General features: G+C 63.8%; 14 protein-coding genes. 12 read left to right on the top strand and 2 right to left on the bottom strand.

What is annotated here, in order from left to right:
- Window positions 1-1324: benzoyl-CoA 2,3-epoxidase subunit BoxB (gene boxB / locus VK804_RS31485; protein ID WP_325752195.1), on the top strand; the 1324-nt coding region annotated here is incomplete at its 5' end.
- Between the two features lie 134 nt (window positions 1325-1458).
- Here boxB and VK804_RS31480 read toward each other — a convergent pair.
- Entirely contained in the window at window positions 1459-2259 is an 801-nt protein-coding gene (locus VK804_RS31480; protein ID WP_325752194.1) for an SDR family oxidoreductase, read from the bottom strand.
- A gap of 140 nt (window positions 2260-2399) precedes the next feature.
- The gene (locus VK804_RS31475) at window positions 2400-3458 is read right to left on the bottom strand and encodes a polysaccharide deacetylase family protein (RefSeq protein WP_325752193.1); all 1059 of its coding nucleotides are present in this window, start codon (window positions 3456-3458) and stop codon (window positions 2400-2402) included.
- 168 nt (window positions 3459-3626) lie between these two features.
- Between VK804_RS31475 and VK804_RS31470 the strand changes: the two genes are divergently transcribed.
- From VK804_RS31470 to VK804_RS31420, 11 genes are all read left to right on the top strand, one after another.
- Window positions 3627-5021 carry an OmpA family protein gene (locus VK804_RS31470; RefSeq protein WP_325752192.1) on the top strand — a complete coding sequence of 465 codons (1395 nt, stop codon included), beginning with the start codon at window positions 3627-3629 and terminating at the stop codon, window positions 5019-5021.
- A gap of 2 nt (window positions 5022-5023) precedes the next feature.
- Window positions 5024-5320 (top strand): hypothetical protein, encoded by a 297-nt coding sequence (locus VK804_RS31465; protein ID WP_325752191.1) that lies wholly within the window; start codon window positions 5024-5026, stop codon window positions 5318-5320.
- 366 nt (window positions 5321-5686) lie between these two features.
- Window positions 5687-5983 carry an addiction module antidote protein gene (locus VK804_RS31460; protein ID WP_325752190.1) on the top strand — a complete coding sequence of 99 codons (297 nt, stop codon included), beginning with the start codon at window positions 5687-5689 and terminating at the stop codon, window positions 5981-5983.
- A gap of 355 nt (window positions 5984-6338) precedes the next feature.
- The gene (locus VK804_RS31455; RefSeq protein ID WP_325752196.1) at window positions 6339-7394 is read left to right on the top strand and encodes a lysylphosphatidylglycerol synthase domain-containing protein; all 1056 of its coding nucleotides are present in this window, start codon (window positions 6339-6341) and stop codon (window positions 7392-7394) included.
- 34 nt (window positions 7395-7428) lie between these two features.
- On the top strand, window positions 7429-8733 hold the full coding sequence (locus VK804_RS31450) for an ATP-binding protein (protein WP_325752189.1): 1305 nt from the start codon (window positions 7429-7431) through the stop codon (window positions 8731-8733).
- Window positions 8734-8873: 140 nt separating this feature from the next.
- A complete protein-coding gene (pstS, locus tag VK804_RS31445; RefSeq protein ID WP_325752188.1) occupies window positions 8874-9884 on the top strand; it encodes a phosphate ABC transporter substrate-binding protein PstS in 1011 nt (336 codons plus the stop codon).
- A 217-nt stretch (window positions 9885-10101) separates the two neighbouring features.
- The gene (gene pstC, locus VK804_RS31440) at window positions 10102-11091 is read left to right on the top strand and encodes a phosphate ABC transporter permease subunit PstC (RefSeq protein WP_325752187.1); all 990 of its coding nucleotides are present in this window, start codon (window positions 10102-10104) and stop codon (window positions 11089-11091) included.
- A 3-nt stretch (window positions 11092-11094) separates the two neighbouring features.
- Window positions 11095-11940, top strand: a complete 846-nt coding sequence (pstA, locus tag VK804_RS31435) for a phosphate ABC transporter permease PstA (protein ID WP_325752186.1) — start codon at window positions 11095-11097, stop codon at window positions 11938-11940.
- The gene (gene pstB, locus VK804_RS31430; protein ID WP_325752185.1) at window positions 11937-12761 is read left to right on the top strand and encodes a phosphate ABC transporter ATP-binding protein PstB; all 825 of its coding nucleotides are present in this window, start codon (window positions 11937-11939) and stop codon (window positions 12759-12761) included. The genes pstA and pstB overlap by 4 nt, the downstream gene beginning before the upstream one ends.
- Before the next feature lie 12 nt (window positions 12762-12773).
- Entirely contained in the window at window positions 12774-13490 is a 717-nt protein-coding gene (phoU, locus tag VK804_RS31425; RefSeq protein WP_325752184.1) for a phosphate signaling complex protein PhoU, read from the top strand.
- A gap of 19 nt (window positions 13491-13509) precedes the next feature.
- Window positions 13510-13691, top strand: a 182-nt coding sequence (locus VK804_RS31420) for a response regulator (protein ID WP_325752183.1), incomplete at its 3' end; no start/stop codon positions are given.

Here is a 13691-nt window from a genome sequence, read left to right as displayed (position 1 = left end):
CATGGGCCCACAGGGCTTCCAGGAATCGCTGGTGTATTTGCGCACCGCCGTTTCAGTGGATTCCAAGGGTTGGGCCAAGTTCGATTATGTCAAAATGCCTGACTATCGATGGGGCATCTTGCTTGCGCCCCAGGAGGAAGGCCGAAAAGTGAATTTTGGCCAGCATCTTGGCGAGAAGGCCTGGCAGGAGGTGCCAGGCGAATATCGCGCCATGCTGCGCCGCCTGATCGTGATCCAGGGCGACACCGAGCCGGCCTCGGTCGAGCAGCAGCGCCATCTCGGCAAGACCGCGCCCTCGCTCTATGATTTGCGCAACCTGTTCCAGGTCAATGTCGAGGAAGGCCGCCATCTCTGGGCGATGGTCTACCTCCTGCAGAAATATTTCGGCCGTGACGGCCGCGAGGAGGCGGACGAGTTGCTGCGCCGCCGCTCGGGCGATGAGGATAGCCCGCGCATGCTCGGCGCCTTCAACGAGGCATCGCCGGACTGGCTGTCCTTCTTCATGTTCACCTATTTCACCGACCGCGATGGCAAGATGCAGCTGCACTCGCTGGCGCAATCCGGCTTCGATCCGTTGTCGCGCACCTGCCGCTTCATGCTCACCGAAGAAGCCCATCACATGTTCGTCGGCGAGACCGGCATCAGCCGGATCCTGCAACGAACCGTTGAGGCGATGCGCGCGGCCGGCATCAGCGACCCCAACGATATCGCGAAGGTGCGCGCGCTGGGTGTGATCGATCTGCCGACCATGCAGAAGAAACTCAATCTGCACTACACGCTCTCGCTCGACCTGTTCGGCTCGGAGGTCTCCACCAACGCGGCGAATGCCTTCAACGCCGGCGTCAAGGGCCGCTTCCACGAGACCCAGATCAAGGACGATCATCGCCTCGAGCACGACACCTATCCGGTGCTCAAGCTGGTGGACGGCCGGATCAAGCGGGTCGACGAGCCGGCGCTGACCGCGCTCAACATGCGCTTGCGCGACGATTACACGCAGGACTGCGCCAAGGGTATGCTGCGCTGGAACAAGATCATCTCGAGCGCGGGCTACGACTTCAAGCTGGCCCTGCCCAACGTCGCGTTCCATCGCGCGATCGGCGAGTTCAAGGATATCCACGCCACGCCCGACGGCCTGTTGATCGACGACGCCACCTGGAACAAGCGCAAGAGCGATTGGCTGCCGTCGACCGACGACGGCAATTTCATTGCTTCCCTGATGGCACCGGTGACCGAAGTCGGCGGTTTCGCCTCCTGGATCTCGCCGCCCAAGGTCGGCATCGACAACAAGCCCGGCGACTTCGAATATGTGAAGATCGAGACGTGAGGCTATGTCGTCCCGGCGAAGGCCGGGACCCATACGCCGCGGCGCTTGTTTGGAAAGACGCTGTTCGACGACTTTCTTCCAACCACTGACTGCCGTGGTTATGGGTCCCGGCCTTCGCCGGGACGACAATAACCCTACCCCGCAATCTCCAGCCCGGCATTGGCGTAGACCACCCCGCCATCGACCGCGATGGTGGCGCCGACCACATAATCACCCGCCCGCGACGCCAGATAGATCGCGATGCCGGCCATGTCCTCGTCGGTTCCGACACGCCCTGCAGGCACGCGCCGCGCCACTTCATCGCTGTGATCCCGTGCCGCGCGATTCATGTCGGATTTGAACGCGCCAGGGGCGATCGCCGTGACGTTGATATGCTGCTTGATCAGCTTGGTCGCCATCCGCCTCGTCAAATGGATCAGCCCCGCTTTGCTGGCGGCGTAGGAATAGGTCTCCCCCGGATTGACGAAGATGCCGTCGACGGAGGCGATGTTGATCACCTTGGCCGGCTTCTCGGCGGAAGCGGCGGCGCGTAAAGGGCCGGCCAGCGCCTTGGTGAGAAAAAACGGCGTCTTGAGATTGAGGTTCATCACCTTGTCCCAACCGCTCTCCGGAAATTCGTCGAACTCGGCGCCCCACGCCGCGCCCGCATTGTTGACGAGAATGTCGAGCTTCGCTTCGCGCTTCTTGATTTCAGCCGCCAGCATGTCGATGCCGGCCAAGGTCGAAATATCGATCGGCAGCGCGATGCATTCGCCGCCATATTCGGCCGTAAGCTCCTTCGCCGTCGCCTCGCAGGCGGCCGCCTTCCGCGCAGTGATGTAGACCTTCGCCGCGCCGTGGCTCAGAAATCCCGCGGCGATCATCCTGCCGATGCCGCGCGATCCGCCGGTCACCAAGGCGATGCGGCCATCCAGCGAAAACAGATTTTTGAACATGCGCTGCTCCCATTAACTCCTTCGTCATTGCCGGGCTTGACCCGGCAATCCATCCTTCAGAAAGCCTTTTGAAGTCGGATGGATGCGCGGGTCAAGCCCGCGCATGACGAGTTATTGCTTCATCCGGCTGGGGAGAATGGTCAAGCCGCGTCGATGCGCCGGAAACCGTTCCACATCGCGGTCGCCGCGCCCGAGGTCAGCACCGGCAGGATGCGCGCGTCCTGGTAATTGCCGTTGAGCGAGACCCGCGGCAGCGCGGTCAGGTGGCCGGCGCTTTCGGGGAACACCATGCCCGGCCGGGTCGTCACCGCGGTTCTGTAACCGCTCGCCCGCGCCAGCGCGAATTCGCGGGCGGCGGCGGCGGGTTTGTCGCCATAGGGATAGGCGAGGTGCACCACGGGACGCTGCAGCACGGCTTCGATCCGCGCGCGGCCGACCGCCATCTCGTGGGTAGCGATCTCCTCGCTCTGCCGCGCCAGATTGCAATGGGTGATCGAATGCGCGCCGATCGTGACCAGCGGATCGTCGGCGAACGGCTTCAGCTCGTCCCACGACATGCAAAGCTCGCGGCAGATCGCGGTCTCCTCGACGCCGTGACGGGCGCACAGCGCCGCGATCTCGCGTCGCTTGTCCTGCTCGCCGGGCAAGGCGCGCAGCCAGTCGTGCAGCCGGTCGAACGCGGCCTGCTTGGCCTGTGGCGTCGAGGTATCGAGACGGACGGGGGCGCCGCCGATGTTGGCTTCGATCGAGGAGGCCCTCGCAATCACCGTCTCCAGCACGATCCACCACAACCGCCCGGTGCCTTCAGCGAAATCGCTGACGACATAGACCGTGAGAGGTGCGTCAAATTCCCGCATCAGCGGCAGCGCGAAGTCGCGGTTGTCGCGATAGCCATCGTCGAGGGTGAAGCAGGCGAACCGCCGCGAAAAATCACGCTCGGTCAGCCGCCGGTGCACCTCGTCCATGGTGACGATGTCGATGGCTTCGGAGCGAAGGTGCGACAACATCGCGCGCAGGAACTCCGGCGTCACCTCGAGATGGCGGTTGGGCTGGAAGGCGGCCTCGCGGCGCGGGCGAACATGATGCAGCATGAAAATCGCGCCGACGCCGGAAAAGATCGGCCGCAGCAGGACATGCGCGCCGGTGACGTAAAGCGCTCCCAGTCCGGCGCGGATGACGTTGTTGCGAAACTGCTTCATTCGGGAATGTTAGCCGGTTCGGGTGCGGTTGCGAAATTAGCGGAAAATCGCTGAAGAAACAGTTAGTCAGGCCGTGGTGCACTGAGCTTACCACGTCCTGTTATTTCGGGTTTGACAGCCCCGCAAGGGTTTGTTTTCTCTCTGTTCCCAGACCCCGCGGGACAGCGAATGCACGGACTTTTCAGGTGGAGCAGCAAATGGTGGCCGGGCACAATTTTACTGGTCGTCTTTTGGGCAATCGCGGCCTGGACCAGCACTGCGCCGATGGAATCCGACCTCGCCGCCCGCTCCACCTCCGCGCTTAAGGATACCGTGCTCGACAAGACGCGGATCGAGGTATCAGGCCGCGACGTCAGTTTTGCCGCCGATGCCTTCTCCGAGGACGGCCGCCGAAGTGCGGTGGCCGCGGTCGAAGCCACGGCTGGCGTGCGGCTGGTCAACGACGAAACCCGTCTCGTTCCCGAAGCGAAGCCGTTCGTCTGGTCGGCGGAGCGGGACGTCGCCAGGGTCACGCTGGCCGGCAGCGCGCCGCTGCCGGCCAGCAAGGCGGGGCTGCTCGATGCGGCCCGCGCCGCGCTTGGCGGCGTCGAAGTCGTCGACCAGATGCAGCTGTCGCGCGGCGCGCCGCCGCGCTTCGACAATGCCGCCGCGCTGCTGATCGACCAGATCGGGAAACTCAAGGACGGCAAGATCGCGATTTCCGATGGCAAGGTCAGCCTGTCCGGCATGGCGCGGGATCTCGGGGGGAGGGAAGCGATCGCGGCGGCGCTGAAGAACCTGCCCGACGGTTTCTCGGTCGCCGCCAACGACATCAAGGCGCCGCCCTATATCTTCCAGGCCTACAAGGACCCGGTGGCGGTGACGCTGACCTTGACCGGCTATGTGCCCGACAACAACGTCCATGCCGCGATCGCGGCCGCGGCGGGGCGAAAATTCTTCAGCGAGAAGGTGGTCGACAATCTCAAGGCCAGCATCGGCGCGCCCGCCGGATTCGCCGGCGCCGTGGTCCCGGCGCTGGGCGCGCTGTCGCGGCTCTCGACCGGCACACTGGTCGTGACCGACCGCGAGATAAAGCTTTCGGGCGACTCCCTCTACGACGCCGCGGTGCCCCAGATTCGCGCTGGCCTCGCCAGGGATTTCCCGCAAGGCTGGCACGTCGCCGCCGATATTTCGGTCAAGCCCGCGGCCGCGCCCGTCGATCCCACCGTCTGCCAGCAGTTGTTCTCGGAGTTGCTGGCCAAGGGACAGATCCGCTTCGTATCCGGGCGCGCCACCCTCGACCCGGATTCGGCCGGCCTGCTCGACCGGTTGATTGAAACCGCGCTGCGCTGTCCGACCGCCGAAATCGAGATCGCCGGCCATACCGACGCCGACGGCGACGATGCCTTCAACCGAGCGCTGTCCGAGAAGCGCGCGCAAGCCGTGGCCGACTATCTCGTCAAGGCCGGGCTGCCCGCCAACCGTTTCACGGCGACGGGTTATGGCAGCTCGCAGCCGGTCGCATCGAACGATACCGACGAGGGCAAGGCGCAGAACCGCCGCATCGATTTTATGGTGAAGTAACGATGGCATTCCTGGTGACATTCGATTGGGGCTGGCTGACGGCATCGCTGCTGCTCGGTCTGGCGATGGGCTGGATCAGTGTGGTGCAACGCGGCCCCGGCGTGTCCAAGAACGCGGCGCGCTGGCTCGCCGTGCTGGCGGCGGCGCTGGTCGGTTGCGCGCTGGCGCGCGTGGTCCCCGGCCGCGCCGGCTACTGGCTCGACCTCGGCCTCGTGATGTTCGCGGCCTATCTGATCGGCTGCGCGGCCGGCGCATGGCTGCGCGACCGCGTCGTCTCGCGCAGCGCGAGGGCGGGGTGAGGAGTTCTGTGACCTTGGAACTCGACCGATTGTATTTCCAGCGGCGGATGGCGAAGCCCGCCGCCTGAACTCGGGCGTCGACCCCCACTTGACGCCTGCCGCCGCTGTATCCTATAAGATACGACATGTTTGAGCTGAAGATGACCGCCGAGTTAGCGCCTTGAACTCGGAAACGCCGGCGACCACGCGTCGGTGGGAGACGGCGTTAGCGAACTCAGAGTTCATTCGGGGCCGGGTTATCGCGTCTATTATAGGCAAACCGACAAGACGATCATCGTGATCCCTTTGTGGTGGCGACAAATCGACGCAAGACAGGGACATCAAGCGGGCGAAAGACGTGGCCGCCGGATTGTAGAAGGAAGCGACATGGCAAAACTCTCAAAATTCGATGCAGCCAAATATCTCGATCATCCGGAAACGATTGCAGCCTATCTCACCGAGGCGCTCGCGACCGACGATCCGGAGTTCATTTGTCTCGCGCTCGACACCATCGCCAAGGCAAAGGGCATGACCAAGGTTGCGAGGGATACCGGCCTTTCACGGGAAAGCCTGTACAAATCGTTGAGCGGCACGACCAAACCCGAATTCGATACGGTTCGAAAGGTGATCGGTTCATTCGGTCTCAAGTTGGTTGCCGAGCCGGTCGACACCAAGGCGACATGAAATTCACACCTGACCGGCCTCACGGGTCAGGCGCCGGAACTCGACCTGTTGTATTTCCAGCGGCTAGCGGCAAAGCCGGCCCTGTGATTTCACGAAAACTTCACCGCTGGCTGCGCAGGGTCCTGGACCTCTGGGGTTCGTGCCGCTTTGACGAATGCAGCAAAACTGTGCATTTGCGGCGTTGCGAACGCCCCTAATATCGTCCCTAATATATTGAAGGAGCGGGTATTATTCATATCAAGCGAATTCCACTCGGCCGCAAAACACGCTACCACCTCCGGGGAACAGGCGTAGCGCCGGCGGCGGCGGAGTTCGCTTCATGAAGTCGTCGCAGGATCGTTGGTCCGAGGTGGAGATGCTGGAAGCAATACGCAGGGCGGTCTCGTTTCTGCGCCGCAAGCAAGTCCTGCACAGAGTGGGTGTCGTCGTCAGCGTCACGGTCATCGGGATCGCGTGCTACGTGCTCTACCACATGCTCCGCGGCATCGACCTCGACGAGGTAGTCGAGGCCATCAAGGAGACCGAACCGAGCTCGATCGCGCTCGCCGCATTGTTCGTGGCCGCGGGCTATTTCACGCTGACCTTCTATGACTGGTTCGCGGTGCGCGCCATCGGCCGCACTGAAATCCCCTATCGCGTCAACGCGCTCGCGGCCTTCACCAGCTACTCGATCGGGCACAATGTCGGCGCCAGCGTCTTCACCGGCGGCGCCGTGCGCTACCGCATCTATTCGGGCTGGGGGCTGAACGCGATCGACGTCGCCAAGATCTGCTTCCTGGCCGGGCTGACCTTCTGGCTCGGCAATGCCGCGGTGCTGGGGCTCGGCATCGCCTGTCATCCGGAAGCCGCCGCCGCGATCGATCAGCTGCCGCCCTGGCTCAACCGCGTCGTCGCATTCGCGATCATCGCGGGGCTGGTGAGTTACGTGGCCTGGGTCTGGATAAAGCCGCGAAACGTCGGCCGCGGGCCCTGGACCGTGGTGCTGCCGGGCGGACCGCTGACCTTGCTGCAGATCGCCATCGGGATCGTCGATCTCGGCTTTTGCGCGCTCGCGATGTATGTGCTGGTGCCGGACGAACCCAATCTGGGCTTCGTCGTGGTCGCGGTGATTTTCGTCTCCGCGACGTTGCTGGGCTTCGCCAGCCATTCCCCCGGCGGGCTCGGGGTGTTCGACGCCGCGATGCTGGTCGGGCTGTGGCAGATGGACCGGGAGGACCTGCTGGCAGGGATGCTGCTGTTCCGCCTCCTCTATTATATTGCGCCATTTGTCATATCTGTAATCTTGCTGACGTTTCGGGAGGTTATACTGGGGACTCGAACCAAGCGCCTGCGCCAGGCCTCTGCGGGGCTCGACGCCGGGCCCGCCCGCGAAGCCGCCTATGTAAGGAAACGCGGCGACACCAGCGCCTGACCTAAGGACCCGGAACGGGGAGAGAGTCGGCCCGATGGCAATTGAAGCTCCTTCGTCTTCATCGGTGTTTTCGCCGTGGCCGGACCGGTTACGGCATTCGGCCATCATCCTGCTCGCCGCGGGCGCAGCACTTGGCGTCCTCGTCGCGTTCGGGGACTTGTTGCTGGTCCGCGCCATCGTGGTGTTTGCCTGCATCGCCGCCGCCGCGCTGGTGCCGTGGCGGCTGCACCACGCCACTGCCTCGCGCGAGGATGTCCGCGGCGCCAATAATCCGGTCGAAACCGCCGCGGTGAGCGCCGTCGTTGCCGGCATGCCGGACCCCGCGGTGCTGCTCGACCGGGCCGGCCGCGTCATCCACCTCAATGCCGCGGCGGCGCAACTGGCGCCCGCGCTACGCCGCAACGAACTCGCCCAGTTCGCGTTGCGCTCGCCCGAAATCATCACCGCGCTGCGCGAAGCTATCGCGACCACGGAAACCCGGCGCGCGACCTATCTCGATCACGTGCCGGTCGATCGCTGGATGGAACTGATCATCACTCCGGTGCCGGTGCCGACCCCGTTCGGCGGCACCGAGAAATGCATGCTGATGACGTTCCACGACCAGACGCCGCTGCGCCGGGTCGAGGAAATGCGCGCCGACTTCGTTGCCAATGCCAGCCATGAGCTGCGCACGCCGCTGGCCGCGCTGTCCGGCTTCATCGACACGCTGCAAGGCCCGGCCAAGGACGACGCCAAGGCGCGCGAGCGCTTCCTCGGCATCATGCACACCCAGGCGACACGGATGGCGCGGCTGATCGACGACCTGTTGTCGCTGTCGCGGGTCGAGCTCTCGGCCCATGTCCGTCCCGACACGCTGGTGGATATCGTCCCGATCATCCGCCAGGTCGCCGACGGGCTGGAGCCGCTGGCGCGGGAGCGCCAGGTGGCGATCGATATCATGCTGCCGGACGCGCCGGTCATGATTGCCGGCGATCGCGAGGAACTCCTGCGACTGTTCGAGAACCTGATCGAGAACGCGCTGAAATACGGCGCCTCCGGCGGCAAGGTGATCGTCTCGCTCAGTCAGGCGCTGTCAGGCGAGGGCACCCCGGAAGTCCGGGTCATGGTGCGCGATTACGGTCCCGGAATCGCGCCCGAACACCTGCCGCGGCTGACCGAACGCTTCTACCGGGTCGATGTCGGCGACAGCCGCGCGCAGGGCGGCACTGGCCTCGGTTTATCGCTGGTTAAACATATCGTTAACCGCCATCGGGGCCGGCTTTTGATCGAAAGCGTGCCCAAAAAAGGCGCGACCTTTACCGCCTGTTTTCCACCGGCAAAGACCCCGGTTTCAGCCTAAAGTATAGTTATTCCAATTGCTTAGTCCCGTCATCCAGCTGTCATGAAACCTTCGTAAAAGCAGCAACGAGCGCTCGTAGACGGGCGGCGTGAGCGCGATCGGGCGCAGTCGGCGCTTCGCTCACCTGATGGAGACCAGCAATGAATTTCGTGAAGACTATCGTCGCTGCCGGCCTGGTCGCCGCATCGACGTCGGCATACGCGGCCGACATCACCGGCGCAGGCTCAACCTTCATCTATCCGGTCCTGTCCAAATGGGCGGACGCCTACAAGAAGGACTCCGGCGCCGGCGTGAACTACCAGTCCATCGGTTCGGGCGCGGGCATCAAGCAGATCCAGGCCAAGACCGTCACCTTCGGCGCCACCGACATGCCGCTGACGGTCGCTCAACTCGAGAAGGACGGCTTCGTTCAGTGGCCGATGATCATGGGCGCCATCGTCCCCGTGGTGAATATCGAGGGCGTCAAGCCCGGCGACATGGCGCTGGACGGCGATACGCTCGCCAAGATCTATCTCGGCACCATCACCAAATGGGATGATCCGGCGATCAAGAAGCTCAATCCGAAACTGAACCTGCCGTCGGCCGCAATCGCCGTCGTTCACCGTGCCGACGGTTCGGGCACCACCTTCAACTTCACCGACTACCTTTCGAAGGTCAGCCCCGACTGGAAGTCCAAGGTCGGCTCCGGCACCGCGGTCGAGTGGCCGGCAGGCGTCGGCGCGAAGGGCAACGAGGGTGTCTCCGGCAATGTCGGCCAGACCAAGAACTCGATCGGCTATGTCGAATACGCCTACGCCAAGCAGAACAAGTTGACCTATACCTCGCTGGTCAACAAGGCCGGCAAGACCGTGGAGCCGACCGACGAAGGCTTCAAGGCCGCCGCCGCCAATGCCGACTGGGCCAATGCCCCGGGTTACTATCTGATCCTCACCGACCAGCCCGGTGACAAGTCCTGGCCGATCGTGGCATCGACCTTCGTGTTGATGCACAAGGATTCGGCCGACAAGGCAGCCTCGCAGGAGGCGGTCAAGTTCTTCAAGTTCGCCTTCGACAAGGGCGGCAAGATGGCCGAGGACCTCGACTACATTCCGATGCCGGATTCGGTGGTCAAGCTGATCGAGAAGACCTGGTCGGCCGACATCAAGAGCTGATCGCGGTGGCTCAAAGGATCGCGTCCCTTTCCGGGGGCGCGAGTGCAGCGAGCGAACCCGAAAATCCATCGCTACCCCACGGGCTATGGATTTCGGGCCTGCCGCCTGCAAGACGCATCCCCGCGGGCCAAGGCGGGCAAATGGTCGGTGAGTATCGCTCCCGTGCGTAGCGACTTTCTCGTAGTGTTGATTTAAACAGGGGATTGGCGTGGCAGACATGGCCGTTCAGAGCGATGTGATGGAAGCCACTGGGCCTTACGATCGCGCCCGCGCGCTCAACGCCTTCAAGTTCGGCGACGTGACGTTCTACTGGATCACGCGGGTCTGCGCGATTTCGGTGCTGCTGATCCTGGGCGGCATCATTCTCTCCCTGATCGCGGGCGCCTGGCCGGCGATGCGGGCGTTCGGCTTCTCATTCCTGATGACGGCGCGGTGGGCGCCGTCGGCCGATCCGCCGGTGCTCGGCGCGCTCGGCCCGCTCTACGGCACCATGGTGACTTCGGTGATCGCGATGATTATCGCGATTCCGGTCGGGCTCGGGATCGCGATCTTCCTGACCGAGCTTTGCCCGCAATGGCTGCGCCGCCCGATCGGCATCGCCATCGAACTGCTCGCCGGCATCCCCTCGATCATCTACGGCATGTGGGGCTTCTTCGTGCTCGGCCCGTTCCTCGCCAATTACTTCCAGCCGTTCGTAATCGATACCTTTGCGAATGTACCGGTGCTCGGCACCATCTTCGGCGGACCGCCGTCCTATCTCAGCCTGTTCAACGCCGCGCTGATTCTCGCCATCATGGTGCTGCCGTTCATCACCGCGATCTCGGTCGACGTGTTCAAGACGGTGCCGCCGGTGCTGAAGGAAGCCGCCTACGGCGTCGGCTGCACCACCTGGGAGGTGGTGCGCAACGTGGTCATCCCCTACACCCGCGTCGGCGTCATCGGCGGGGTGATGCTGGCGCTCGGCCGCGCGCTCGGCGAAACCATGGCGGTGACCTTCATCATCGGCAACGCGTTTCGCATTACAGGGTCGGTGTTCTCACCGGGCACCACGATCTCGGCCGCGATCGCCAGCGAATTCGCCGAGAGCGACGGCCTGCATCAATCCGGCCTGATCCTGCTCGGCCTGTTGCTGTTCGTGCTGACCTTCTTCGTGCTCGCAGCCGCGCGGCTGATGCTGATGCACCTCGAAACCAAGGCGGGGAAATAGGCCATGAACCCGATCTACCGCCGCCGCCGCCGCAACGACGTCATCATCCGCCTTTTGTGCCTGGGCGCCGCGATCTTCGGTGTCGCCTGGCTCGCCATGATCCTGTTCACGCTGTTCTATAACGGCCTGGCGGGCCTGAGCCTTCAGGTCTTCACCCAGAATACGCCGCCGCCGGGATCGACCGAAGGTGGCCTGCTCAACGCCATCATCGGCTCGATCATCATGACCGTGATCGGGGTCGGTATCGGCGCGCCGCTCGGGATGTTCGCCGGCACCTATCTGGCCGAATACGGCCGCAACGACCGGCTGACCTCGGTGATCCGCTTCATCAACGACATCCTGCTCAGCGCGCCCTCGATCATCATCGGGCTGTTCGTCTATGGCGCCGTCGTGGTGCCGATGGGCGGGTTTTCGGCCCTTGCCGGCTCGCTGGCGCTGGCCGTGATCGTGATCCCGGTGGTGCTGCGCACCACCGAGGACATGCTGCTGTTGGTGCCCAATCCGCTGCGCGAGGCGGCGAGCGCGCTCGGGCTGCCGCGCTCGCTGGTGATCAAGCGGATCGCCTATCGCGCGGCGCGAAGCGGCCTGATCACCGGCGTGCTGCTGGCGACCGCGCGGGTCGCCGGCGAGACCGCGCCGCTGTTGTTCACCGCGCTCTCCAACCAGTTCTTCAGCCTCGATCTGACCAAGACCATGGCCAACCTGCCGGTGACCATCAACAACTTCGTGCAGAGCCCCTACGAATACTGGAAGCAGCTCGCCTGGACCGGCGCCCTGCTGATTACGCTGACCGTGCTTGCCCTGAACATTGGCGCGCGCGTGCTCGGCGCCGAGAGGACCGCAAAATGAGTGAAATGTCCGTATCGATGAGTCCGGCCGGCGGGCTCGCCCCCGCCGGCGGGGCGTTGCCCGAGGCGCCGGCCAAGGTCACCGCGCGCGGTCTCAATTTCTATTACGGCGAACATCACGCGCTGAAGAACATCAACCTCGCGCTCGGCACCAACCGCGTCACCGCCTTTATCGGGCCGTCCGGCTGCGGCAAGTCGACGCTCTTGCGGATCTTCAACCGGATGTACGACCTCTATCCGGGCCAGCGCGCCACCGGCCAATTGATGCTGGACCAGACCAACATCCTCGATCCCAAGCTTGATCTCAATCTGCTGCGCGCCCGCGTCGGCATGGTGTTCCAGAAGCCGACGCCGTTTCCGATGACGATCTACGAGAACATCGCCTTCGGCATCCGGCTCTACGAGAAGATCTCGAAGTCCGAGATGGACGGCCGCGTCGAGAAGGCGCTGCGCGGCGGCGCGTTGTGGAACGAGGTCAAGGACAAGCTCAACGCCTCGGGCTTGAGCCTGTCCGGCGGCCAGCAGCAGCGGCTGTGCATCGCCCGCACGGTGGCGGTGCGGCCGGAGGTGATCCTGTTCGACGAACCCTGCTCGGCGCTCGATCCGATCTCGACCGCCAAGGTCGAGGAATTGATCCAGGAACTGGCCGAGGACTACACCATCGCCATCGTCACCCACAACATGCAGCAGGCCGCGCGCGTCTCCGACAAGACCGCCTTCATGTATCTCGGTGAATTGATCGAGTTCGACGAGACCAACAAGATATTCACCTCGCCGAGCGACCGGCGTACCCAGGACTACATCACCGGGCGCTTCGGTTAAGGGAGAGCGACAATGGCTTCTGAACATACCGCCAAGGCATTCGACAGCGACCTGCAGGAATTGACCCGGCTGGTCGCGGAGATGGGCGGTCTTGCCGAGCGCATGATCGTGGATTCCGTCGACGCGCTGATCCGCCGCGACATCGCGCTCGGCAGCCGCGTCGTCGCCGCCGATTCCGAGATCGACAATCTGCAGCGCGTCATCGAAGAGCGCGCGGTGTTGACCATCGCAAGACGCCAGCCGATGGCGGTGGACCTGCGCGAAATCGTCGGCGCGATGCGGGTCGCCACCGATCTGGAGCGGATCGGCGACCTCGCCAAGAACATGGGCAAGCGGGTGGCGGCGCTGGAGAGCGATTTCCAGCCGCTGAAGCTGATCCGCGGCCTCGAACACATGACCGACCTCGTGCAGTCGCAGGTCAAGTCGGTGCTCGACGCCTATGCGGCGCACGATCTGCCGGCGGCGATGACGGTCTGGAAGGGCGACGAGGAAGTCGACGCGATCTGCACCTCGCTGTTCCGCGAGCTTCTGACCTACATGATGGAAGATCCGCGCAATATCAGCTTCTGCATCCATCTGATGTTCTGCGCCAAGAATATCGAGCGGATCGGCGATCACGCCACCAACATCGCGGAAACCGTATTCTACATGATCGAAGGCCAGCAGATGCTCGACAAGCGTCCGAAGGGCGACATGACGAACTTTGCAACGACTGTCCCTGGAAACTAAACAAAAGAAGGCTACTCCCATGAGCGCGCGCATTCTGGTGGTGGAAGACGAAGAGGCGTTGACCACGCTGCTCCGCTACAACCTCGATGCCGAAGGCTACGACGTCGAAACCGTCGGGCGCGGCGACGACGCCGACACGAGGCTGAAGGAGCGGGTTCCCGACCTGATCGTGCTCGACTGGATGCTGCCCGGCCTTTCGGG

The organism is Bradyrhizobium sp. (assembly GCF_035484855.1).
GTDB lineage: Bacteria > Pseudomonadota > Alphaproteobacteria > Rhizobiales > Xanthobacteraceae > Bradyrhizobium.
The sequence above is the reverse complement of the archived record's forward strand: the minus strand, read 5'-3'. Positions and strand labels throughout refer to the sequence as shown.